Source organism: Streptomyces sp. NPDC056835, from assembly GCF_042789485.1.
Classification (GTDB): domain Bacteria; phylum Actinomycetota; class Actinomycetes; order Streptomycetales; family Streptomycetaceae; genus Streptomyces.
In genome coordinates this window covers 99,479-121,856 of the sequence record NZ_JBHUBB010000015.1, presented here as the reverse complement: position 1 = coordinate 121,856, position 22,378 = coordinate 99,479, and the positions used below count along the sequence as shown (strand labels likewise).

The window sequence follows — 22,378 nt, the reverse complement described above, 5'->3', positions numbered from 1 at the left end:
GAAGTGCACCAAGTCACAATGAAACCCAGTACATGGTGCGGCGCCGGTCATTTGTCTTTCCGGCGGATGGGAACTTGCATCTTCTGGAGATTGGGCTTCAAACAATCCAGTCTTCGCCATATCGCGCGGGCCGCCCAGCACACCGTCTCTGACAACTGAGCCCGGTCACTGGTTGTCTGACATGCTGTTGTCCCCTTCACCTTTCGGATCCAGGTAAGTCATTCGGTCCAGGAACCTCCTTCCGAGTTCCTCCCGGTTGAACCGGGGATACAAACAGAGCGCCTCGTGGCGCACATCGTGCGTTCTATGGTCCAGAGGTGGCGGCCCAGTCGGGTCGAGGACTCGATGCCCCTGCGGGCGATGCGGTGCCTGATGCCGTGCCCGCGTAACCATCGCCGCAGGTGGTCGTAGCCGTATCCCCTGTCGGCGTGGAGCTTGTAGGGCTTGCGCCGTCGGCGTCCGCGCCGGGAGCGCATTCGTCACCGACCATCACTCTCGATCACTACGCCCACTTCATGCCAGAGGCCGGGAAGAAGGGGAGTAGGGCGATCGATAGCCTGCTGGAGGTGCGGATGGGGGGAGGGGGCTGGTCTAAACTCCCCAGATTCTCCCCAGCACCGGTCCTGAGCGTCGATCGGCCTGGGCCGATGGGCGGAAACAACTAGGTGAGAGGCCATATGTTCACTACCCGTCCCACCCTCCAGGGCACCTTCGGCATGGTCTCCTCCACCCACTGGCTGGCCTCGCAGTCCGCGATGGCCGTCCTGGAGGACGGTGGCAACGCCTACGACGCGGCCGTCGCCGCCGGCTTCGTCCTGCATGTCGTCGAACCCCATCTCAACGGGCCCGCCGGTGAAGTGCCGATCATCCTCGCGCCCGGCGGCGGCGAGGTACGGGTCCTCTGCGGCCAGGGCCCCGCGCCCGCGGGCGCGACCATCGGCCACTACCGCTCGCTCGGCCTCGAACTCGTCCCCGGCACCGGGCCGCTGGCCGCCGCCGTACCGGGCGCCTTCGACGCCTGGATGCTGCTGCTGCGCGACCACGGCACCAAGTCCCTCGCCCAGGTGCTGCGTTACGCCATCGGCTACGCGGAGGACGGCCACGCCCCCGTCGAACGGGTCGGCGAGACCGTCGAGACCGTCCGTGAACTCTTCGAGACGGAGTGGACCTCGTCCCTGGACGTCTACCTCCCCGGCGGCAAGGCACCCGCGCCCGGTGAACTGTTCCGCAACCCCGCGCTCGCCGCGACCTGGCGCCGGCTGATCGCGGAGGCCGAGGAGGCCGGCGCGGACCGGGTGGCCCAGATCGAGGCCGCCAGAGCGGTCTGGCGTACGGGCTTCATCGCCGAGGCGCTGGTGGCGCAATCCGCCCGCCCCACCATGGACACCAGCGGCGCCCGTCACACCGGCACCCTCACCGCCGCCGATCTGGCGGGCTGGTCCGCGACGTACGAGGCGCCCGTCACCTACGACTGGAACGGCTGGACGCTGTGCAAGGCGGGCGGCTGGAGCCAGGGCCCCGCACTCCTCCAGCAGCTCGCCCTGCTGCCCTCCCGCGCGGCCGAACTGCCCCGGTACGGATCGGCGGAGTACGTCCATCTCCTCATCGAGGGCTGCAAGCTCGCCATGGCGGACCGGGAGGCCTGGTACGGCGACGCCGGTGCCGAGGACATCCCGCTCGCCGCGCTGCTGTCGGAGCCGTACAACACCGCGCGCCGCGCCCTGATCGGTGAGCGCGCCTCGTACGAGCTGCGCCCCGGCAGCCCCGAGGGACGCGCACCCGCGCTCAGCGGCCATGCCACTGCCGTCGCCGCGGGCGAGCCCGGCTTCGACCCGCTCGGGATCCCCGGCGCGGGGGAGCCGACCGTGGCCAGGGACGGCGCCACCCGGGGCGACACCTGCCACCTCGACATCGTCGACCGCTGGGGCAACATGATCGCCGCCACCCCCAGCGGTGGCTGGCTCCAGTCCAACCCGGTCGTGCCCGAGCTGGGTTTCCCGCTCGGTACGCGGCTCCAGATGGCCTGGCTGGACTCCGGTCTGCCGAACTCCCTGACCCCGGGCCGCAGGCCCCGTACCACCCTCACCCCGTCCCTCGCACTGCGCGACGGCGTACCGGTGCTGGCCTTCGGCACGCCGGGCGGCGACCAGCAGGACCAGTGGCAGCTGCACTTCTTCCTGGCACTCGCCCTGCGGCCGCCCGTACGCGGCGGACTCGACCTCCAGGGCGCCATCGACGCGCCCAACTGGCACAACGACAGCTTCCCCGGCTCCTTCTACCCACGCGGCATGCGCCCCGGCAGCGTGACCGTGGAGTCCCGGATGGACCCGGAGGTCGTCGGGGAACTGCGCCGCCGGGGCCATGAGGTGACCGTCGGCGATCCATGGTCGGAGGGGCGGCTCTGCGCGGTCGCCAGGGACCCGGATACCGGCATCCTCTCGGCCGCGGCCAACCCCCGCGGTATGCAGGGGTACGCCGTGGGCCGCTGACCGTCCGGACCTCCTGCCCCTGACCGTCCTCCGCCTCCCGGACCCTCCCGTCCGCGCTCCCGGACCCTCCCGTCCGCCGGCCGTCCGCCGTCCCGTCATATGACCTGGCACGCGGCCGGTCCCCCGGGCATGGTTGGCTGGGGCAATGATCGATGACTCTGTGTACGGAACGGTTCCCCTTCCGGGGGCGGCCCGCGGACCCCGGGTGTCCGCCGTCGAGGAGGCGCTGCGCGCGGCCGCCGCCGCGGAGATCATGCCGCGTTTCCGGCAGCTCGCCGCGCACGAGATCGTCGAGAAGCACGGTCCGCACGATCTGGTGACCGTCGCGGACCGGGGCGCGGAGGAATATCTCACCGCCGCCCTCACCGCGCTGCTCCCGGGCTCCGTCGTGGTCGGTGAGGAGGCGGTGCACGCGGATCCGTCGGTGTACGACGCGCTGCGCGGTGACGCGCCCGTATGGATCGTCGACCCGGTCGACGGCACCCGCCCGTTCGTCCGCGGCGAGCGGGGCTTCTGCACGCTCGTCGCCCTCGCGCAGGGCGGCGAGGTGCTGGCGTCCTGGACGTACGCGGCGGCGCTGGACGAGATGGCGATCGCCGTACGCGGCCGGGGTGCCACCCTCGACGGCGTCCCCCTGCACTCCGGAGCGCCCGCGCCCGGCGCGGTGCTCCATGTCGCGATGTCCCACCCCGACTACACCACGGATGAGCAGAAGCACGCCCTCCTGGGGCTGCGCACCGAGGGCGTCGAAGCCCGTCCGTGCGGCTCCGCCGGGCTCGAATATCTGGGCGTGGCGCGGGGCGCGCTCGACGCGGTGGCCTTCAACTGGGAGCTGGCGTGGGACCACGCGGCGGGCCTGCTGCTGGTCGAGGAGGCGGGCGGCGCCCAGATGACGCTCACGGGCGAGCGGTTCCGCATCACCGGTGACAACGCGCTGCCGTTCACGGCCGCCAGGGACACGGCGACGGCCGAGCGGGTACGGGAGCGGCTGCTCGCCGGAGGCTGAGCACACGCACGCGGCGGGCACGGAGTGGTACCCCGTACGGGTGCGGGGGCGACGTCACGCTCGTACGCCGTCGGACCCGTACGCCGTCAGGCGCCCGTGTCCAGGACCGCGCGTACGTCACGCACCAGGGCGCCCGCCGCCTCCACCGCCGCCGCGTCCAGCCCCTGGAGTGCCGTCGCGACCCGGGGCGCGAAGTCCGGCGGGGTACCCGGCAGCGCGGCGGCCGTCGCGAGCGCGCCCTTCTCGTTGAGACACCAGACCCGGTGGTGGGCCAGGAGGGCCTGCACGAGGATTCCGAAGGCCCGGGACAGACAGAGCGACACATACAGCGCGTCGCCCCCGGCCTCGCGGGTGTCCCCGCCCCCCGGGGCGCCCCCCCCCCCAGCCCCGTTCCCCGCCGCGCCCGCCGCCTTGCGGGCCGCCGCCACCGAGAAGTCCGCCTCCCAGACCGCCTCGGCGAGCGCGGTCCGCAGCGGCTCCGGATAATCCCGCGCCGCCGCCCGCAGCGCCGTCAACTCGCCGTCCGTATCCGCCAGCACGCGGCAGAGCGCGACCTCCCCGGCGTACGCGGGTGACCAGAAGCCGAGCGGATGGCCCGGTTGCGTGCCGATCTCGAACCGGCCCTCCCGGCACTCCGCCCAGACCCGTTCCACCCGGTCCAGATCCCGCAGGATCCAGTCCACCGCGACCCCGTCGACGGAGAGCCAGGCGCCGCCGTTCACCCAGGGACCCCAGCCGCCGGGGCCCGCGACCTCCACCGGGGAGCCGGTCACCTCCGCGGCCAGCGCCGCCAGCGCGGTGACGTCCGGCTCGCCGCGGTAGTAGACGCCCAGGTCCCAGTCCGAGTCGGGGCGGTGCGTGCCCCGGGCACGGCTGCCGCCGAGGGCCACGGCGCGTACGCCGCGTACGGACATCAGGCCCGTTGCCATCGCTTCGATCGTCGTGTTCATCGTCGCGGACAGTACCGGGGTTCGGGCTGTCAGTGCCCAGGAATATCCTGGGGCTCCTTGCCATCGGCTGACAAAGGAGTCCGAAGGTGACCTCGATGCTCGATGCCGTCGTCGTGGGGGCGGGACCCAATGGGCTGACCGCCGCGGTCGAGCTGGCCAGGCGTGGATTCTCCGTGGCCGTGTTCGAGGCCAAGGACACCGTGGGGGGCGGTGCCAGGACGGAAGAGCTGACACTCCCCGGATTCCGCCACGACCCCTGTTCCGCCGTCCATCCGCTGGGTGCGGGATCGCCCGTCTTCAAGACGATGCCGCTCGCCCGGTACGGCCTCGACTGGCTCCACCCCGAGCTGCCGATGGCGCACCCCTTCGACGACGGGACGGCGGCTGTGCTGTCCCGCTCCGTCGCCGAGACGGCCATGTCGTTCGGGCCGCGTGACGCCGGTGCGTATCGCCGGCTCGTCGCCCCGTTCCTCGGCAAATGGGACAGCCTCGCCCAGGACTTCATGTCCCTGCCGCTGACCGCGCTGCCCCAGGACCCCGTCACCCTGGCGCGGTTCGGTCTCACCGGACTGCCTCCTTCCACATGGCTGACCCGCCGGTTCCGCGACGAGAAGGCGAAGGCGCTGTTCGCCGGACTCGTCGCCCATGTCATCGCCCCGCTGAACGGGATCGCGACCGGCGCCGTCGGTCTGGTCTTCGCGCTCGCCGCGCACGCGGGCGGCTGGCCGATGCCGCGCGGTGGCTCGCAGTCGATCGCGGACGCGCTCACCGCTTACCTCCGTGACCTGGGAGGCACGGTCCACACCGGATACGAGGTCAAGCGGCTGGACGATCTGCCGCCCGCCCGCGCGTATGTCTTCGACACCTCACCCACCGCCCTGGCCAGGATCGCCGGTCTCGGCAGGGCCTATGACGGGTACCGGTACGGGGCGAGCGTCTTCAAGATCGACTACGCGCTGGACGGACCCGTGCCCTGGACGGCCGAGGAGCCCAGACGGGCCGGCACGGTCCAGGTCGGACCCACCAGCGGGGAGATCGGCGCCGCGCTGCGCCAGGCCGCGGGCGGACAGGCGCCGCCGACGCCGTTCCTGATCACCGCGCAGCCCAGCCTCGTCGACCCGTCCCGCGCGCCCGAGGGCAAGCATGTCTTCTGGGCGTACGGCCATGTCCCGAACGGCTGGCGGGGCGACCTCACGGACGCGGTCGAGCGGCAGATGGAACGCTTCGCGCCCGGCTTCCGTGACCGCGTCCTGGCCCGCGCGACCGCGGGCCCGCCCGAGCTGGCGGCCCGTAACGTCAACTACGTGGGCGGGGACATCGCGTGCGGCGCCGCCTCCGGGCTCCAGTTGCTGCTGCGCCCGAAGATCTCCCTCTTCCCGTACGCCACCCCTCATCCCGCGGTCTTCCTCTGCTCCTCCGCGACCCCGCCGGGGCCCGGGGTGCACGGGATGTCCGGGCACAACGCGGCGAAGGCGGTGTGGCGAAAGCTGCGCGCAGTCTGAGCGGACTCCGGGGCCGCCGGACCCCGGGCCGCCGGACCCACCGCGCCCCCGAGCCACCGCGCCCCGAGCCGCCGATGAGCAGGGCCCGTGCCGCGCCCCTAGGTCCTGTCTTCAAAGTAGCGCCGTCCGCCCGGAGGGCGGGCTCGGCGGCGGTCGGTGCGTGCGATCGCAAGGCGGAGGGTCGCCCCAGTACTGGATGTACTGGGGTGATCCCGACAACGCGGCGAGCGTGCGTGCCGGGCGTCGCCGAGCAGGCGGGACTTTGAAGACAGGGCCTAGGAGGCCGCGAACATGACGAAGCTGACCCTTGTCCTCGGAGACATCACCCACCAGCGCGTCGACGCTCTCGTCAACGCCGCGAACTTCACGCTGCTGGGCGGCTCCTCCGGTGTCGACCGCGCGATCCACGCCGGCGCCGGACCGGCTCTCACGCTGGCGTGCCGTGAGTTGCGCGCGTCCCGGTACAGCCGCGGGCTGGCCACCGGGCAGTCCGTCGCCACCACGGCGGGCCGTCTCCAGGCCCGCTGGGTGATCCACACCGTAGGACCGCGCTGGGACAGATACGACGACCGGTCGAGCCTGCTCGCCTCCTGCTACCGCACGTCGCTGGAGGTCGCGGCCGAGCTGGGGGCGCGTACGGTCGCGCTGCCCGCGGTCTCCACCGGCAATCTCCGGTGGCCGCTGGACGACGGGGCCCGGATCGCCGTGCGTACCGTCAAGGAGACCCTCGCGGCCCGGGAAACCACGAAGGCTCCGGCGAATCGGGCCGGGGAGGGGAGGGCCGGAGGGCAGACCTTCGAGGAAGTGCGGTTCGTGCTCTTCGAACTGCGGGCCCACGCGGCGTTCGAGACGGCGCTGGCAGCCCTGGACGCGTGAGCCGTCCGAAGGCTGATGTCGGATTCCTGCCAGCCGGGAGCCCCCGCGTCACGGATGCTGGAGCCATGTACACCGATACCGAGCGCTGTGTGCGGGCCGTCCGGTCCAAGGACGCGCGGTTCGACGGCTGGTTCTTCACCGCGGTCCTGACCACGGGGATCTACTGCCGGCCCAGCTGTCCCGTCGTACCGCCCAAGGCCGAGAACATGACGTTCTACCCCAGCGCCGCCGCCTGCCAGCAGGCCGGGTTCCGCGCCTGCAAGCGGTGCAGGCCCGACACCAGCCCCGGTTCCCCGGAGTGGAACGCCCGCGCCGACACCGTCGCCCGCGCCGTACGGCTCATCCAGGACGGTGTGGTCGACCGCGAGGGCGTTCCCGGACTGGCCGGCCGGCTCGGCTACTCGGCACGCCAGATCGAGCGGCAGCTCCTCGCCGAACTGGGCGCGGGGCCGCTCGCCCTGGCCCGCGCCCAGCGCGCGCAGACCGCCCGGCTGCTGATCGAGACGACGGGCCTCCCCATGGCGGACATCGCCTTCGCGGCCGGCTTCTCCTCGATCCGGGCCTTCAACGACACCGTCCGCGAGGTGTTCGCGCTGTCACCGAGCGAACTGCGCGCACGAGGCGCACGAGGCGCACACAGCACACGCGGCGCACACGGCACACGCGGTACGGAGCCGGCGACCACGCCCGGGGCGATCTCGCTGCGGCTGCCGTTCCGGGCGCCCCTCAACCCGGACAACCTCTTCGGACATCTCGCCGCGACCGCGGTACCGGGCGTGGAGGAGTGGCGGGACGGCGCGTACCGCCGCACGCTCTCCCTCCCGTACGGACACGGCATCGTCGCCCTCACCCCGCGCCCCGACCACATCGCGTGCCGGCTCTCGCTCACCGATCCGCGCGATCTCACGCTCGCCATCAGCAGCTGCCGCCGGATGCTCGACCTGGACGCCGACCCGGTGGCCGTGGACGAACAACTGCGCGCGGACCCGCGGCTGACCCCACTGGTCGACAAGGCGCCGGGGCGGCGCGTGCCCCGTACCGTGGACGCCGCCGAGTTCGCCGTGCGCGCCGTGCTCGGACAGCAGGTCTCCACCGCCGCGGCCCGCACCCACGCGGCCCGGCTGGTCACGGCGCACGGCGTGCCGGTCGACGACCCCGAGGGCGGGCTCACCCATCTCTTCCCGGCCCCGGAGGCCCTGGCCGGACTCGACCCCGAGGCGCTGGCCCTGCCGCGCAGCAGACGGACCACCCTCACCACGCTGGTCGCGGCCCTCGCCGACGGCTCGCTCCGGCTCGGCCCCGACAGCGACTGGGACCGGGCGCGGGAACAGCTCATCGCCCTGCCCGGGTTCGGGCCGTGGACGGTCGAGGTGATCGCCATGCGCGCGCTCGGCGACCCGGACGCGTTCCTGCCCACGGACCTCGGTATGCGCCGGGCCGCGGCGGGCCTCGGCCTGCCGTCCACACCCGCCGCGCTCACCGCACGCGCCGCCGCGTGGCGGCCCTGGCGGGCGTATGCCGTGCAGTATCTGTGGGCCACCGAGGACCACGCCATCAACCACCTTCCCGCGTAAGGAAGTTCGCCATGACAGCGGAATCTGGGCAGCACATCGTCCACACGGTGATCGACAGCCCCTACGGACCACTGACCCTGGTCGCCACCGACGGCTCGCTGAGCGGCCTCTACATGGTCGGGCAGCGGCATCGCCCGCCGGAGGAGACCTTCGGGGAGCCGGACCCGGGCCCCTTCCCCGAGGTGGTGCGACAGCTCGGCGCGTACTTCGACGGTGAGCTGACCGAGTTCGATCTGCCCCTGCGGCTCAACGGCACCCCGTTCCAGCGCGAGGTGTGGGCCCGGCTCCAGCGGATCCCGTACGGCGAGACGCGTTCGTACGGCGAACTGGCCGAGTCCCTGGGCAAGCCGGGCGCCTCGCGCGCGGTGGGGCTGGCCAACGGCAAGAACCCGGTCGGCATCATCGTGCCGTGCCATCGGGTGATCGGCTCGACCGGTGGACTCACCGGCTACGGCGGCGGGCTCGACCGCAAGCAGCGGCTGCTGGTCTTCGAAGGAGCGGCGGCCGGGGCTCCCGCCACCGCCACGCTCTTCTGAACGCGCCCACCCCGGTCGGCCCGTGCCGGTCAGCGGGGGTGGAACCGCTTCAGCAGCGCGGGCAGCGCCGTACCGATCGGCTCGCGGACGATCTCGTCGGCGCGGTCGTCGTAGGGCGTCGGCTCGGCGTTGACCACGATCAGCCGGGCTCCATGGTCGGCGGCGATCCCGACGAGCGAGGCGGCCGGCTGCACCTGAAGGGTCGAACCGACCGCGAGGAACACCTCGCACGCCTTGGCGATCGCCATCGACTGGGCCAGTACCTCGGGGTCGAGCCGTTCGCCGAACATCACCGTCGCCGACTTGAGGATCCCGCCGCACTCCAGACAGGGCGGGTCCGTCTCACCGGCCGCCACCCGCGCGAGCGCGTCGGCCATGGAGGAGCGCGCGTGACACCCCGTACAGCTCACCGACCGTGCCGTGCCGTGGAGTTCGAGCACCTTACGGGCGGGCAGCCCGGCCAGCTGATGGAGCCCGTCCACATTCTGGGTGATCACCCGGACCGCCGTCCCCGCCCGCGCCAGCTCGGCCACCGCCCGGTGCGCGGCATTGGGCTCGGCGCGCAGCGTGGGGCTCTCGCTCCGCATCCGCCAGGAGCGGCGGCGGATCTCCGGATCCGTCATGTACGAGTCGTAGGTGACAAGCTTCTCGGCACTGGGATCGCGCCGCCACAGGCCGCCCGGCCCACGGTAGTCGGGGATGCCGGAGTCCGTGGAGATCCCGGCACCGCTGAGGATCGCGACGAGAGTCATGCCGCGAGCGTACGCAGCGAGGCCGGCGGCGGCGAGCGGATAACCGCCGGTCAGAGCGGATAACTCGCTGGTCAGAGCGGATTCCCCGCCGGTCAGAGCCGATTCCCCGCCGGTCGGAGCGGATTCCCCGCCGGTCGGAGCCGATACCCCGCCGGGTCAGGGACGCGGCACCAGCCGTTGGGGCCCCGCCTGCGGTACGGGCCTGACCGGCGGCGCCGGTGTCACGGGCGCGAAGGGGTTCGGGATCAGCCCCGTCCAGCGGTGCAGGACGGCGCGGCCGGTCTGCCGGGTGACGCCGTCGACCTGGACCGTACCGGCCTCGGCGACGTAGTGGCGGCCGCCGCCCAGCGAGATCAGCCCGTACTGTCCGGCCGACTCCCAGCCGTACACCCCGGACGCCGCGTCATGCAGCCCGCGCGGCAGGAGCGACAGCAACTGCCCGCGCTCGGAGGGCCGCTGGCCCGGGACGGTGCCCCACACGGGCCGCTTCGAGCCGTCGAGGACGAAGAGCGAGTAGTTCGGGAAGCCCGGCTTCGTGCCCTTGTACACGGCCATCAGCCAATTGCCGCTCTCCGCGTCGTACTCCAGGTTCTGCACGCCGTACGTGGTGTTCCCGGTGTACGCGAAGTACTTGCCGTCGGGGGAGGACGGGCCGCTCGTGTGCGGGGCGTCCTCCGTCAGCGGTCGCTCGTACCGCTTCCACTGCCGGACGTCGTACTGGAGCAGGGCCTGATTGTCGTTGTCCTGGCGGCCGGTGTGGGCGTAGACCCCGTACGCGACGGTCAGCTTCGTACCGCCCTCGCGGTCGAAGGAGGGCCCGAACGCGACGCCGTCGATGCCACTGCATCCGTACCGGTGGTCGGGGGTCTTGGCGGTGTCGCCGTCGAAGACGCCGTCCCCGTTCATGTCGGCCGTGTAGTCCTCCACGACCTCCTGGAGATGGACGGTGGAGACCACGCCGGTGGACGCGGCGTCCATGTTCATCCGCGTGATGCGGTCCCCGTCGAAGACCGCGATGTAGAACGCCTTCGCGGCCTTGTACTCCAGCGAGCCGTAGACCCGCCCGTCCTCCTCGTTGAAGTCCAGGTCACCGAGGTGGCCGGTGAAGCCGGTGACGGAGCCGAGGGGCTTGCCGGCCAGATCCGTCTTCACCAGGAGGTTGGTGAAGGAGAAGTACATACGGCCCTTGCGGCGGTCGATGGCCATGCCCTGGAGATGGCCGGACTGCCACGTACCGCCGTCGACACGGGCCGGCGGCGCGGTGGGACGGCCGGGCAGGGAGGCGGGCGGCGCGGCGGGCGGCCCGGCCTCGGAGGGGGTCACCGCCTGCGCCGTGCCGACGCCGGCGACGACGGCCGACACCACGACCACGGACATGAACAGGGCCGCGAACCGGCCGCGTGGATGCCTTCGCATGATGCCTCCGAGTCCTGGGACTCCAGGATGATGCCGGGCCGCCGTGCACGGAGGACCAACGCGGAATGAACGTGGAGGAACGCCCCTGGCGGACCGTCAACCACCCACCCGGGGCGCCGGGTTCAGGCGGCGCGCAGCGTGATGGCCTCGCTCAGCGCGGACTGTTCCGGAGCGGGCAGCCGCTTCTCGGCGTGGAGCATCCGCAGGGCGGTGGTGAGGCGTTCCTCGTCCTCGGGTGTGCCGAGGCTGCCCATATAGGCGGGGAGGAGCAGACTCAGCGCTTCGAGATCGGCGCGGGCGCACAACCGCGTCAGCAGGTCACGGACCGGATCGTCCGCCGCGGGCGCGTCGTCGGTGGCCCGCAGCCCCCTGGCGACGCAGAGCCGGACCCACTCCCGGTACGGGCCGGGCGGTACGTCGTCAAGACACCCGGCCGCCGAGCGGAAGTGCGCACGGGCCGGTCCCGGCCTGCTGAGCGCGAGTTGGGCCCGGCCCATGTTGCCGTGCAGGGAGGCGTAGAAGCCGCGGACGCGTTCGTCGCCGACCCGGTCGGCGCGGGTCAGACACTCCTGGTTCCAGTGAAGGGTCTCCTCCGGGGTCGGCTGATGGCGCGCGAGATAGTGCGCGGCGACGCATGCCTCGAAGTCGTCCCCGGCCGCTTCCCAGGCTCGGAGGAACAACGCGCGCGCGTCGGCCTCCCGGCCCTCGGTCTCCGCCTTCATGCCCTGTGCGCAGAGTTGTACGACGGGGTTCTCGGGGTCCATGTCCACTCCCTCTTTTCCCTCTTTCTTGCCGGTCAGACGGCGGCGCGGTCGAGGCTGACGGGCATCACCAGCGTGGTGAAGCTCCCCTGGTCCGCCGAGCGCACCACCACCGGCTCGGTGACGGTGGCGATCTCCAGCAGAACGTCGGGGCCGACGCTCGCCTCCAGGGCCGGGGCCAGTACGGCGGGGTCGAAGCCGATCCGCAGGGGCTGTTCGCCGTGGCGGACGGCCGGCAGCACCGTGGCCCGGGAGTGATCGGGCAGGGAGACGGCCACCTCGTCCTCGCCCGGGACAGGGTCGAGGACACGCCCTGGGGTCCGCAGGACGATCGCCGGTGTCTCGCCGCAGCCGTTGACCGCGTCGAGCAGGGCCGGCCGGTCCACGAGCAGCCGGTGCCGAGGCGGCGTCAGCGCCGACAGCATCTCGCGGTACGCGGGGAACAGAGCGGTCGAGACGGGGAGTTCACGGGAAGCGGTGCCCCCCGTCTCGTGGAGCGTGGCCCCGTCCGGGCCCGCCTCGATCGTCACGGCGGCGTACCGCACGGCCCACGCCCCGATCCCGGGCAGGGAGTCGGCGGTCAGCAGCAGTCGACGGGCGGGCCCCTCCACGGCCGCCACCGGTCTCAGGACCCGCGTCGACAGCCGGTAGCGGTCGGTGGCCACCAGCCGGACTTCGCCGCCGTCGATCTCGACGAGGACACAGCCGAGTTCCGGGTGCTCGGGGTCATCCCCGACCGCCGGCACGACCTGGCGGAACGCGCCGGCCAGCTCCACGCCCCCGAGCCGTACGAGCGTGACGGCCCCGCAATCGGCTCCGGCCCCGGAATCCGTACGCGTTCCGTTGCCGGAGAGGGACCGCAGCACCGCCTCGATCGTGGCGTCGGCCGTCCGCGTCCGGTCCCGTACGGTGTTCCGGTGCCGCTCCAGCACGGCGCGGGCCTCGCCCTCGTCGCCGTCGAGTACGACGGTGACCTCCGCCAGCGGCAGCCCCGCGGCTCGCAGGCTCCGCAGCAGCCGGGCCCGGATGTCCTGGTCGGGGCGGTAGAAGCGGTATCCCGTCGTCGGATCGACGCGGGCGGGCCGCAGCACACCGCAGTCGTCGTAGAAACGCAGTGCGCTCGGCGCGAGGCCGACGCGCCGGGCGAAGGCGCTGATGCCGAGCAGATGAGCGGTGCCGCGCGCGGTGCCGTCGGTGGTGCTGTCGCTGCTGCTGCCGGTGGTTCCGTCCGTGGAGAGGTCCATGCCGGTGATTGTCGACGTTCAGCCAACCTGAAGGTCAACTGCCCAACTCCGCGCCGGGACTCCCACCGACGCCGGTCTCACGAGGAGCCGGCCCGGTGCCCGTTCTCCAGCTCCACCGCGCCCGCGCCGGAATCCAGTACGTCGAGTGCGGCCAGTACCCGCAGCCCGAGTGAGCCCGGCAGATACGCCGGGACCTCGGCGCGGTCAAGCAGCCGCCACGACAGCAGCTCTTCCTCCTGGAGCCGGATCGCCGCCAGCCGCTCGTCGTCCAGCACCCCGCCGTCGTACAGATACGCGGCGATCGGCGGCCGGGCCTTCCCCTCCACCCAGTCGATCGCCAGCAGCCGCCCCGGCTCGATGTCGAGGCCGATCTCCTCCAGGGTCTCCCGCCGGGCGCCCTGGCGAGGGGTCTCGCCGTCGTCGGACTCGATGGTCCCGCCGGGCAGCGCCCAGCCGTCCCGGTAGTTGGGCTCGACGATCAGCACGCGCCCCGCGCCGTCCCTGAACAGCACGGCCGCACCGGCGAGGACGCGGGGGAGCCCCGCGATATACGTGGCGTAGTCGGTATCGGTCCCGGAATCCGTATCGGTGTGTGTCACACGGGTAAGCCTAGGTCGTGTCCGCGGAGCGTGTCCGCAGGCGGGGACGGGCACCGCAGGTGGGCGCCCATAGCCGCGCGACGGCGGCCTATGGGCACGGAGCCGCCGTCCGGATAGGGTCGGGAACGGCGCGACTGCCTGTTCGAAGAGCAAAGGGATACATGGTGACGGACGGAGCAGTAACGGAGGCCGCACGCGTGCTCATCGCGGCGGACAAGTTCAAGGGTTCCCTCACGGCCGTACAGGTCGCGGAGCGGGTGACGGCGGGGCTGCGTCGGATCGTCCCCGAGGTGGCGGTGGAGACCCTGCCCGTCGCGGACGGCGGCGACGGTACGGTCGCGGCGGCCGTGGCCGCCGGTTTCGAACGACGCGAGGTACGGGTCACCGGACCGCTCGGCGACGAACTGACCGCGGCCTACGCGCTGCGGGACGGTACGGCCGTCGTCGAGATGGCGGAGGCCTCGGGCCTCCAGTGCCTGCCCGACGGGGTCTTCGCGCCGCTGACGGCGACCACCTACGGCTCCGGCGAGCTGCTGCGCGCCGCGCTGGACGCGGGCGCCCGCACCATCGTCTTCGGTGTCGGCGGCAGCGCCACGACCGACGGCGGCGCCGGGATGCTCGCCGCGCTCGGCGCCCGCTTCCTGGACGCGGCGGGACAGCCCGTGGGACCGGGCGGCGGCGGGCTGCGCGACCTCGCCACCGCCGACCTCTCCGGTCTGGACGAACGGCTCGCCCGTACGGAGATCGTTCTCGCCAGCGATGTCGACAATCCGCTGACCGGCCCCAAGGGCGCCCCCGCCGTCTACGGGCCGCAGAAGGGGGCGAGCCCCGACGATGTCGCCACCCTCGACGCGGCCCTCGCCCACTACGCGACGGTCCTGGAGACGTGCGTCGGCTCCCGTGCCGCCGCTCTCGCGCTCTCGCCCGGCGCGGGCGCGGCCGGCGGCATCGGCTACGGCGCGCTGGTCGGACTCGGCGCGGGCTTCCGTCCCGGGATCGAGGTCATGCTCGACGTACTGGGCTTCGCCGACGCCCTGTCCCGGGCGACCCTCGTCATCACGGGCGAAGGCTCCCTGGACGAGCAGACCCTGCACGGCAAGGCCCCCGCGGGCGTCGCGGCGGCGGCCCGCGCGCGCCACATCGAGGTCATCGCGGTCTGCGGCCGGCTGACCCTCCCACCGGAGGCCCTGGGCAGGGCGGGCATCCGCCGCGCCTACGCCCTCAGCGGGCTGGAACCGGACCCGGCCGTCTCCATGGCACAGGCGGGCCCGCTGCTGGAACGCCTGGCGACGGAGATCGCGCGGGACTTCCTGCTCTGAACCAGGCCGGACACCAGAGCCAGGCCGGACACCAGAACCCGGCCGGACACCATCTAAAGTCGGGGCGTGCGAATACGGGAGGCACGCCCCGACGAGGCGCGGGCGCTGAGCGCGCTGGTGCTGCGCTCGAAGGCTCACTGGGGTTACGACGAAGCGTTCCTGGCCGCCTGCCGTGACGAACTGACCGTCTCAGCCGGTGAGGTGACGGCCCGTCGGATCGTGGTCGCCGAGGACGAGACGTCCGGGGAAGCCCTGGGCGTCGCCTCCCTGGAGGGCAGGGCCCCGGACGGCACGCTCGGTCTGCTCTTCGTGGAACCCCGTGTGCTCGGCCTGGGCATCGGCCGTGCCCTGTACGCCCATGTCCTGGACACCGCACGCGAGTTGGGCTTCGAGCGGCTGACCATCGACTCCGACCCGCACGCGGTGGACTTCTACCGGGCGCTGGGCGCGCGACCCGTCCCCGGCGGGGGCGCGCTGCCCCGGCTCCTGGTGGAACCGCCTCCGCGCAGGGCCTGGGTACGGGCCTGGACACGCGGTCTGCGGACCGTACAGCTCGGCAATGTGGGTGAGTTCCAGGCGCAGTTCGGCGAACTGACCCCGCTCGCGCGCCGGGCGAGCGGACACTACTCCTGTCTGGCCGCGCTGGGCAGTCCGCACCCGGCCGCGGTCGTGCTGCCCCAGACCGTGCCTCCGGGCTGGGTCGAGCTGCTGTGCCGCCAACTGGCCTGGGAATCGGTGGAGGTGTACGACGGTCTCGGCGCCGCCCACACCGCCGAGACCGCCCACACCGACGAGGCCCCGCCCCCCGGGCTCGCCGCCGCGATCCTCGCCCGCCCCGCCCTCACCCGCCGGCTGCGCGGGCTCGGGCTGCCCTTCGTACCGTGGGGCCACACCGGACCGTCCGGTGAGCTGTCCGGGGAGCCCCTGCCTCTCGGGGCGCTGCGCTATGAGTCCAAGAGCGCGGCCAACGCCCTTTTCCACCGGCTGGCCCCCGCGTACCCCGCCGTCACCGTGCCTCTTCAGCGGACGGCGGCCAACCGCCGGGAGGCGGCCCGGCTGCTCCTCGCGCGGATCCGCTCCGGTGAGGGCGGGGTCGTCAAGACGGAGCACGGCGTGGGGGGTTCGGGTACCCATGTCGTCAGGTCCGTACGCGCTCTGCTGCCGGTGCTGCGCGCGCTTCCCCGGGGCCCGCTCCTCGTGGAGGACTACCTGACGGACGACTCCGCCTCCCCTCGCCCCGCCTCCCCTCGCCCCGCCTCTCCTCGTACCGTCTCCGGTCACGGCGACCCGTCGCATGTCCTCCCGCGCGACGTCCCGCGCGACCTCACCTACGACGGCCTCGTGGACGCGGCCGGCACGGTGCACGACGTCGGGGCGGCGCGGATGGACGTGACGGACACGGCGTACCGGGGAGCGACCGTCGGCCCCGGCGCCGTCCCGGAGCAGGCCGCCTCGATCGCCCTGCGGTTCGGGCACGCCGTCGGCCTCGAACTCGCCGCGAGCGGCTACCGCGGCTGGTACGACGTCGATTTCGTGACCGCCACGGACGGCCGGCTCGCGCCGACGGAGATCAATCTGCGGCTGACGGGGCCGTCCGTCGCCTTCATCGTGAAGGCCCGCCTCGACGAGACCAGGGGCGGCGATCATCTCGTACGCTCCCTGGACCACGTTCCGCTCGGCGCCCGGCTCCCGGACGGCGAACTCATCGCCTGGCTGAAGGAACTGACGGACCGTTGCACGGGGATCGGTGCGTTGCTCGTGCCCTCGATCCCCACGGCCGCCTTCGACCCCGCCCCGTTTCTGGGCGTGCTGCTCGCCGCCCGTACGGCGGACTGTCTCGACGCGGCCGAGGCGCTGGTCCGCGGCGCGGCTCAGGACCTCGGCCGGATATTCGCCCCCGCCGGCCGGCCCGCCGGATCTATTTGTCCCGCTTCTTGACGGCGGGCAGCGACGCCACCACCCAGATCATCACGATCAGCGCCGCGATCATCAGCGGCACATTGAAGGCCCAGACGAGAGCCGCCTGCCGCGGCCAGTCCGTCTTGGCGGTCAGCCGGTAGAGGTTGTCCTGCGGCCACCAGGCCACCAGCAGATAGACGATCGCCAGATGGGCCGCGGCCGTCAGCCCCCGCGACTCGCTCCGTCGCAGCATCACCCCCCGGCCCACCGCCAGGAAACCCATCCCGACGGCGAAGGCGAGCCATTCGGCCAGATAGAGCAGGACGAACAGCGCGTTCCACGGCGCCGGCACCCCGCTCACATCCGTGGCGCCGGGGAAGATCACGCCGGTGAACACGGCGGCGAGAAAACCGGCGGAGACCCCGACCGCGGCGGCGATCGCGCCCTCGGTCGTGTCCTCGCCCGTCCCGCTCTTGCCGCTCGCTCGCACGGCCCCCGGGATCGGCGGCAGCGGCAGCTGTTCCCGGTTCACCTTCCCGGCCGCGTTCGTCGGCAGCTCTCTGATGCGCACCACCGCCTCCGGGACGTCCCCCGCCGGGACCAGGCCGGAGAGCCTGGCACGCAGGGAGGAGGCCTCCGGCGCGGCGCCGAACGGAGCCCCGGAGCTGGGCACCACGAAGGCGATCAGACGGCTTCCGGTGCGGCCCCGGTCCCCGGCGATGACCACGTCCTGGATGTGCGGGTGGTCGGCCAGCGCCGTCTCGATCCGGTAGGTGTCGACCGTCCTGCCGTCGATCGTGACCCGGTCGGCCGTCCTGCCGCGGAACTCTATCGGCCCCTCGCCCTGCCGCCGGCCCGCGTCACCGGTGGGGACCGCGTCGCCGCCCTCCGGCGGGCTGAGCCAGACCTGCCCCTTGCGCAGCTCCGCCGCGCACCCCGGGAACGGCAGCCCCAGATAAGCGGCCCGCTCCGGGTTCGCCACGGGGCCGGGCAGCTGCTCGGGCTCGAACCACGTACCGCAGCCGGCGACCTCCGTCGTCCCGTACACACTCAGCACCCGTGCCCCGGTGGCCGGCAGCAGCCCCTGGAGCCGCAGCTGCTCATCGAGTCGCAGCGGTGCGCCGCCCACCGCGAGCAGTCGCAGGGACGGCAGCTCCTCGTCCAGCAGTAGGGCGGCGGTCGCGGGGCTCATTTCGGCGACCGTGACCTGTTCCGCTGTGATCCGCTCGGCGGTGATCGGCCGTTCGGGGAGCACCAGCGTCGCGCCCGAGCACAGGGCGCGTATCCAGCCGCCGGTGAACTCGGTGGTCGCGGGCGGCGCGGTCACCAGCAGCCGGTCCTCCGGCGACAGCCCGTAGACCTCGGACCAGGCGGCGTACGCGGCGAGCAGCCGGTCGTGCCCGGTGGGGACAGCCGTGCGGCTGCCCGTCGTCCCCGCCGTGAACAGTACGGCGGCCGGTCCGCCGGGCGTCCCGCCGGCCGAATCCCGGAGGGCGGGTCCCGCGTGGGCGATGGCCGTCGCGTCGGTGTCCAGACAGATGGCCGTCCGGCCGTGGCCGTCATCGACCCGTGGCAGCAGCGATTCGTTCGTGATGACGGCCCCGGCCCGGGCGAGGCCGAGTAATCGGTGCAGTTCCTGGGCCGGAGTGCTCGGGTTCAGCACGGCGTACGCGTGGCCCGCCTTCAGTACGGCGAGGATCGACACCAGCACCTCGGCCGGGCGTCGCGTACAGATGGCGACGGTGGATCCGGAATCCGGCAGTCCGGCGTTCGTGGTGAGATAGGCCGCCAGCTGTCCGGCGTCGTCGTTAAGCCGCTCGTAGTTGATCCGGTCACTGTCGGTGATGGCGGCGATATGGTCGGGCGCCCGCCGTGCCCGTTCCTCGAAGAGCTGATGTATCGATCCCCCAGTCATGGCGGTCGATCATTCCAGAGGGGCGGGGCCCGCGGAAGGGGGAGTACACGGGGAAGGGCCCGGACGCGCACAGGCGTCCGGGCCCTTCACGATCATTCGCCGTACGGCGACGGTCCCCTCTACGGCAGCTGCGCCGCCCGTGCCTCACGATGCGCCGCCCGTGCCTCGCGGCGGTTGTCGCGGAACGTGTTCACGCGCCGGGCCGTGGCGAAGAGCGGGATCACCGCTCCCGTCACCACCTGGAGCGCACAGCCGGTCTGGAGCAGCAGCTGACCACCCGGCGCTTCGAACGCCCAGGCCGCCAGCAGCCCCATCGCGGCCACGATCCAGCTGAGCATCGCCACCGCGAGGATGCCCCGCGGCTTGGGGTACTCGACCCGGCTCACCATCAGCCAGGCGACCCCGACGATGGCGAGCAGAGTCGGGATGAAGGGCAGCTCAAGCAGGACGATCGAGATGACCGTCAGGGCGCCGAAGGGGCTCGGCATCCCCTGGAACATGCCGTCCTTCATCGTCACGCAGGAGAATCTCGCCAGCCGTAGCACGACGGCCAGCAGGACGACGATCGCCGCCAGCGCGGAGACCCGTTGATGCGCGTCGTCCGCCACCATTCCGTACACCAGTACGAAATACGCCGGGGCGAGGCCGAAGCTGATCAGGTCGGAGAGGTTGTCCAGCTCCGCGCCCATCGGCGAACTGCGCAGCTTGCGCGCCACGAGCCCGTCGAAGAGGTCGAAGATCGCCGCCGCCAGCATCAGGATCACGGCCGTCGCGGCGGAGTGCCGCGCCATGCCGCTCTCGTCGCTGCCCGTGAGATGCGGGATGAGGATGCCGGTGGTGGTGAAGTAGACGGCCATGAAGCCGCAGGTGGCGTTACCGAGCGTGAGGGTGTCCGCTATCGACAGCCGCAGTGAGAGCGGCATGTCTTCCGCGTCGTCCTCCTCCTCGGCCTCGGCCTCCGTGGCCCAGCCGGCTTGCGTGTCGGGATCAATCACGGTCAATTCGAGTCACCCCTGCGGTCGTGGTCTGACCGACCTCGACTGCCACATCGACACCTTCCGGAAGGTAGATGTCGACACGCGAGCCGAACCGGATCAGGCCGATGCGCTCGCCCTGTTCCACCTTGGTCCCCTGGGGCAGATACGGGACGATGCGCCGGGCTACCGCGCCGGCGATCTGCACCATCTCGATGTCGCCCAGTTCAGTGTCGAAGTGCCAGACAACGCGCTCGTTGTTCTCGCTCTCCTTGTTGAACGCCGGAACGAATCCGCCGGGGATGTGCTCCACGGACGTCACGGTTCCCGCGAGGGGTGCGCGGTTGACATGGACGTTCAGCGGGCTCATGAAGATGGCGACCCGGGTGCGCCCGTCCTTCCACGGCATGATGCTCTGCACCACACCGTCGGCCGGGGAGATGACCCGGCCCTGGGTGATCTCGCGCTCGGGGTCGCGGAAGAACCACAGCATGCCCGCCGCGAGCGCGGTGGCGGGCACAGCGAGGACCGCTGCGCGCTTCGAGTGACGTGCGCGGACAAGACCGATCGCCGCGGTGGCGACGGTCGGGAGGAGCCACGGCGATGCTCCGCGCGCGAGGCGGACGCGGCCGCGTGGTGCAGAGGTTTGGCTGTGGGGCATGGATGACCTTCGTAGCGGATGATGCCGCGCTGGCAACGGGGGGACGGCAGCGGCTTTCCAGCGATGGTACTGGTTTCGAGCCGCAACTGAGCAAGCCAGGGCCCGAGTCGAGCGGCTTGAAGCATGCGCCGGAGGGTGACCGGGTGTGATCTTCTTCGCCATTAAACGCCAATAAAAGCGACAATCAACCCTGGAACCGATACTCCTCCAGCAGTCGGCGGCCGATGATCATTTTCTGGATCTCGGCGGTACCCTCGCCGATCAGCAGCATCGGCGCCTCGCGGTAGAGGCGCTCGATCTCGTACTCCTTGGAGAAGCCGTAACCGCCGTGGATACGGAAGGCGTCCTCGACGACTTCCTTGCAGTACTCGGAGGCGAGGTACTTCGCCATCCCTGCCTCCAGGTCGTTTCGTTCCCCGGAGTCCTTTTTGCGTGCCGCGTTGACCATCATGGCATGGGCGGCCTCGACTTTCGTCGCCATCTCGGCCAGCTTGAACTGGATCGCCTGGTGCTGGGCGATGGGCTTGCCGAAAGTGTGACGCTGCTGGGCATATGAGACGCCGAGCTCGAAGGCGCGCTGTGCGACGCCGCAGCCACGCGCCGCGACATTCACCCGGCCGACCTCGACGCCGTCCATCATTTGGTAAAACCCTCGGCCGGTGGACCCGCCGAGCACCCGATTGGCCGGAATGCGTAGTCCGTCCATGATCAGCTCGGTGGTGTCGACCCCCTTGTAGCCCATCTTGTCGATCTTCCCCGGGATGGTCAGACCGGGCCGCACCTCGCCGAAGCCGGGCTCCTTCTCGACCAGGAACGTGGTCATCGACTTGTGCGGAGCCGTGCCTTCCGGGTGCCCCTCGTCGCTGCGGCACAGCACGGCGACGAGATGGGACGTGCCGCCGTTGGTCAGCCACATCTTCTGGCCGTTCAGTACATACGAGTCGCCGTCCCTGATCCCCTTGGACGTGATCGCCGCGACGTCCGAGCCGAGATCGGGCTCCGACATCGAGAACGCGCCACGCACCTCGCCGGCGGCCATCCGGGGCAGGAAGGCGGCCCGCTGCTCCTCGGTGCCGTGCTGCTTGAGCATGTACGCCACGATGAAGTGGGTGTTGATGATGCCGGAGACGGACATCCAGCCCCGGGCGATCTCCTCCACGCAGAGCGCGTAGGTGAGCAGGGACTCGCCCAGACCGCCGTACTCCTCGGGGATCATCAGCCCGAACAGGCCGAGCTCCTTGAGGCCCTCGACGATCCGGTCCGGGTACTCGTCGCGGTGCTCCAGCTCGGTGGCGACCGGGATGATCTCCTTGTCGACAAAGTCCCTCACGGTCGACAGGATCTCCCGCTGAATGTCGGTCAGCCCGGCTGTCTGGGCGAGTCGGCTCATCTCTCTGTCACTTCTCCCGCAGCTCGGGGCGGCCGGGCTGTTCGCCGCCGCGTTCCTTGATGTACGCCTCGGTGGGGACCATCACCTTGCGTCTGAACACGCAGACCAGCGTCCCGTCCTGCGTGTAGCCCCGGGTCTCCACATACACGATTCCGCGGTCGCTCTTCGAACGCGACGGCGTCTTCTCCAGTACGACCGTCTCGCCGTAGAGCGTGTCCCCGTGGAACGTCGGCGCGACATGCCGGAGCGACTCCACCTCCAGATTGGCGATGGCCTTCCCGGAGACATCCGGCACCGACATGCCCAGCAGCAATGAGTAGACGTAGTTGCCCACGACGACGTTCTTCCCGAAGTCCGTCGTCTTCTCCGCGTAGTTGCTGTCCAGGTGCAGCGGATGGTGGTTCATGGTGAGCAGACAGAAGAGATGGTCGTCGTACTCCGTGACCGTCTTGCCCGGCCAGTGCTTGTAGACCGCGCCGACCTCGAACTCCTCGAAGGTGCGTCCGAACCGCATC

At 71.8% G+C, this 22,378-nt stretch carries 19 protein-coding genes and 1 pseudogene; 8 read left to right on the top strand and 12 right to left on the bottom strand.

Going from position 1 to position 22,378, the window contains the following annotated elements:
* Nucleotides 1-293: 293 nt before the first annotated feature.
* Nucleotides 294-467: pseudogene (locus ACFRMN_RS19200) on the bottom strand (IS5/IS1182 family transposase); the annotation flags it as partial.
* A 210-nt stretch (nt 468-677) separates the two neighbouring features.
* Here ACFRMN_RS19200 and ACFRMN_RS19195 point away from each other — a divergent pair.
* Both ACFRMN_RS19195 and ACFRMN_RS19190 read left to right on the top strand, forming a co-directional pair.
* Nucleotides 678-2,489 (top strand): gamma-glutamyltransferase family protein, encoded by a 1,812-nt coding sequence (locus ACFRMN_RS19195; RefSeq protein ID WP_383020839.1) that lies wholly within the window; start codon nt 678-680, stop codon nt 2,487-2,489.
* A 145-nt stretch (nt 2,490-2,634) separates the two neighbouring features.
* Entirely contained in the window at nt 2,635-3,495 is an 861-nt protein-coding gene (locus ACFRMN_RS19190) for an inositol monophosphatase family protein (RefSeq protein ID WP_383020837.1), read from the top strand.
* Between the two features lie 86 nt (nt 3,496-3,581).
* Here ACFRMN_RS19190 and ACFRMN_RS19185 read toward each other — a convergent pair whose 3' ends face one another.
* Nucleotides 3,582-4,445, bottom strand: a complete 864-nt coding sequence (locus ACFRMN_RS19185; RefSeq protein ID WP_383020834.1) for a nucleotidyltransferase domain-containing protein — start codon at nt 4,443-4,445, stop codon at nt 3,582-3,584.
* A gap of 86 nt (nt 4,446-4,531) precedes the next feature.
* Here ACFRMN_RS19185 and ACFRMN_RS19180 point away from each other — a divergent pair, with 86 nt between their 5' ends.
* The 4 genes from ACFRMN_RS19180 (at nt 4,532) to ACFRMN_RS19165 (ending at nt 8,933) form a co-directional block, all read left to right on the top strand.
* Nucleotides 4,532-5,947 (top strand): phytoene desaturase family protein, encoded by a 1,416-nt coding sequence (locus ACFRMN_RS19180; protein ID WP_383020832.1) that lies wholly within the window; start codon nt 4,532-4,534, stop codon nt 5,945-5,947.
* Nucleotides 5,948-6,238: 291 nt separating this feature from the next.
* A complete protein-coding gene (locus ACFRMN_RS19175) occupies nt 6,239-6,823 on the top strand; it encodes an O-acetyl-ADP-ribose deacetylase (RefSeq protein ID WP_383020830.1) in 585 nt (194 codons plus the stop codon).
* 65 nt (nt 6,824-6,888) lie between these two features.
* The gene (locus tag ACFRMN_RS19170) at nt 6,889-8,397 is read left to right on the top strand and encodes an AlkA N-terminal domain-containing protein (RefSeq protein ID WP_383020827.1); all 1,509 of its coding nucleotides are present in this window, start codon (nt 6,889-6,891) and stop codon (nt 8,395-8,397) included.
* Nucleotides 8,398-8,408: 11 nt separating this feature from the next.
* Nucleotides 8,409-8,933, top strand: coding sequence for a methylated-DNA--[protein]-cysteine S-methyltransferase (locus ACFRMN_RS19165; RefSeq protein WP_383020825.1), 525 nt, complete (start codon nt 8,409-8,411; stop codon nt 8,931-8,933).
* A gap of 29 nt (nt 8,934-8,962) precedes the next feature.
* Here ACFRMN_RS19165 and ACFRMN_RS19160 read toward each other — a convergent pair whose 3' ends face one another.
* The 5 genes from ACFRMN_RS19160 to ACFRMN_RS19140 form a co-directional block, all read right to left on the bottom strand.
* Nucleotides 8,963-9,685 carry an NAD-dependent deacetylase gene (locus ACFRMN_RS19160; protein WP_383020823.1) on the bottom strand — a complete coding sequence of 241 codons (723 nt, stop codon included), beginning with the start codon at nt 9,683-9,685 and terminating at the stop codon, nt 8,963-8,965.
* 156 nt (nt 9,686-9,841) lie between these two features.
* On the bottom strand, nt 9,842-11,101 hold the full coding sequence (locus tag ACFRMN_RS19155) for a hypothetical protein (RefSeq protein ID WP_383020820.1): 1,260 nt from the start codon (nt 11,099-11,101) through the stop codon (nt 9,842-9,844).
* Between the two features lie 122 nt (nt 11,102-11,223).
* On the bottom strand, nt 11,224-11,865 hold the full coding sequence (locus ACFRMN_RS19150) for a hypothetical protein (protein WP_383020817.1): 642 nt from the start codon (nt 11,863-11,865) through the stop codon (nt 11,224-11,226).
* Nucleotides 11,866-11,897: 32 nt separating this feature from the next.
* Nucleotides 11,898-13,106 carry a MerR family transcriptional regulator gene (locus tag ACFRMN_RS19145; RefSeq protein WP_383020815.1) on the bottom strand — a complete coding sequence of 403 codons (1,209 nt, stop codon included), beginning with the start codon at nt 13,104-13,106 and terminating at the stop codon, nt 11,898-11,900.
* A 77-nt stretch (nt 13,107-13,183) separates the two neighbouring features.
* Nucleotides 13,184-13,705 carry an NUDIX domain-containing protein gene (locus ACFRMN_RS19140; protein ID WP_383020812.1) on the bottom strand — a complete coding sequence of 174 codons (522 nt, stop codon included), beginning with the start codon at nt 13,703-13,705 and terminating at the stop codon, nt 13,184-13,186.
* Between the two features lie 161 nt (nt 13,706-13,866).
* Here ACFRMN_RS19140 and ACFRMN_RS19135 point away from each other — a divergent pair, with 161 nt between their 5' ends.
* Entirely contained in the window at nt 13,867-15,024 is a 1,158-nt protein-coding gene (locus tag ACFRMN_RS19135; protein WP_383020810.1) for a glycerate kinase, read from the top strand.
* A gap of 66 nt (nt 15,025-15,090) precedes the next feature.
* Entirely contained in the window at nt 15,091-16,962 is a 1,872-nt protein-coding gene (locus ACFRMN_RS19130; protein WP_383020808.1) for a GNAT family N-acetyltransferase, read from the top strand.
* Here the strand turns inward: ACFRMN_RS19130 and ACFRMN_RS19125 are convergent.
* From ACFRMN_RS19125 to ACFRMN_RS19105, 5 genes are all read right to left on the bottom strand, one after another.
* On the bottom strand, nt 16,943-18,838 hold the full coding sequence (locus ACFRMN_RS19125) for an AMP-binding protein (RefSeq protein ID WP_383020805.1): 1,896 nt from the start codon (nt 18,836-18,838) through the stop codon (nt 16,943-16,945). The two genes, ACFRMN_RS19130 and ACFRMN_RS19125, sit on opposite strands and share 20 nt — an antisense overlap.
* 119 nt (nt 18,839-18,957) lie before the next feature.
* A complete protein-coding gene (gene pssA, locus ACFRMN_RS19120) occupies nt 18,958-19,833 on the bottom strand; it encodes a CDP-diacylglycerol--serine O-phosphatidyltransferase (RefSeq protein ID WP_383021050.1) in 876 nt (291 codons plus the stop codon).
* Nucleotides 19,826-20,473, bottom strand: coding sequence for a phosphatidylserine decarboxylase (locus ACFRMN_RS19115; RefSeq protein ID WP_030350527.1), 648 nt, complete (start codon nt 20,471-20,473; stop codon nt 19,826-19,828). Before ACFRMN_RS19115 ends, pssA begins: the two co-directional genes overlap by 8 nt.
* Before the next feature lie 184 nt (nt 20,474-20,657).
* Nucleotides 20,658-21,863 (bottom strand): acyl-CoA dehydrogenase family protein, encoded by a 1,206-nt coding sequence (locus tag ACFRMN_RS19110; RefSeq protein ID WP_383020802.1) that lies wholly within the window; start codon nt 21,861-21,863, stop codon nt 20,658-20,660.
* Between the two features lie 7 nt (nt 21,864-21,870).
* Nucleotides 21,871-22,377, bottom strand: a complete 507-nt coding sequence (locus ACFRMN_RS19105; RefSeq protein ID WP_383020799.1) for a MaoC family dehydratase — start codon at nt 22,375-22,377, stop codon at nt 21,871-21,873.
* Nucleotide 22,378 lies beyond the last annotated feature (1 nt).

Excerpts from the sequence above, each read along its gene's own strand:
- ACFRMN_RS19195 (WP_383020839.1), top strand. The coding sequence starts at position 678 with ATGTTCACTACCCGTCCCACCCTCCAGGGCACCTTCGGCATGGTCTCC.
- ACFRMN_RS19190 (WP_383020837.1), top strand. The coding sequence starts at position 2,635 with ATGATCGATGACTCTGTGTACGGAACGGTTCCCCTTCCGGGGGCGGCC.
- ACFRMN_RS19185 (WP_383020834.1), bottom strand. The coding sequence starts at position 4,445 with ATGAACACGACGATCGAAGCGATGGCAACGGGCCTGATGTCCGTACGC.
- ACFRMN_RS19175 (WP_383020830.1), top strand. The coding sequence starts at position 6,239 with ATGACGAAGCTGACCCTTGTCCTCGGAGACATCACCCACCAGCGCGTC.
- ACFRMN_RS19170 (WP_383020827.1), top strand. The coding sequence starts at position 6,889 with ATGTACACCGATACCGAGCGCTGTGTGCGGGCCGTCCGGTCCAAGGAC.
- ACFRMN_RS19165 (WP_383020825.1), top strand. The coding sequence starts at position 8,409 with ATGACAGCGGAATCTGGGCAGCACATCGTCCACACGGTGATCGACAGC.
- ACFRMN_RS19160 (WP_383020823.1), bottom strand. The coding sequence starts at position 9,685 with ATGACTCTCGTCGCGATCCTCAGCGGTGCCGGGATCTCCACGGACTCC.
- ACFRMN_RS19155 (WP_383020820.1), bottom strand. The coding sequence starts at position 11,101 with ATGCGAAGGCATCCACGCGGCCGGTTCGCGGCCCTGTTCATGTCCGTG.
- ACFRMN_RS19150 (WP_383020817.1), bottom strand. The coding sequence starts at position 11,865 with ATGGACCCCGAGAACCCCGTCGTACAACTCTGCGCACAGGGCATGAAG.
- ACFRMN_RS19145 (WP_383020815.1), bottom strand. The coding sequence starts at position 13,106 with ATGGACCTCTCCACGGACGGAACCACCGGCAGCAGCAGCGACAGCACC.
- ACFRMN_RS19135 (WP_383020810.1), top strand. The coding sequence starts at position 13,867 with ATGGTGACGGACGGAGCAGTAACGGAGGCCGCACGCGTGCTCATCGCG.
- ACFRMN_RS19125 (WP_383020805.1), bottom strand. The coding sequence starts at position 18,838 with ATGACTGGGGGATCGATACATCAGCTCTTCGAGGAACGGGCACGGCGG.
- ACFRMN_RS19115 (WP_030350527.1), bottom strand. The coding sequence starts at position 20,473 with ATGCCCCACAGCCAAACCTCTGCACCACGCGGCCGCGTCCGCCTCGCG.
- ACFRMN_RS19110 (WP_383020802.1), bottom strand. The coding sequence starts at position 21,863 with ATGAGCCGACTCGCCCAGACAGCCGGGCTGACCGACATTCAGCGGGAG.
- ACFRMN_RS19105 (WP_383020799.1), bottom strand. The coding sequence starts at position 22,377 with ATGCGGTTCGGACGCACCTTCGAGGAGTTCGAGGTCGGCGCGGTCTAC.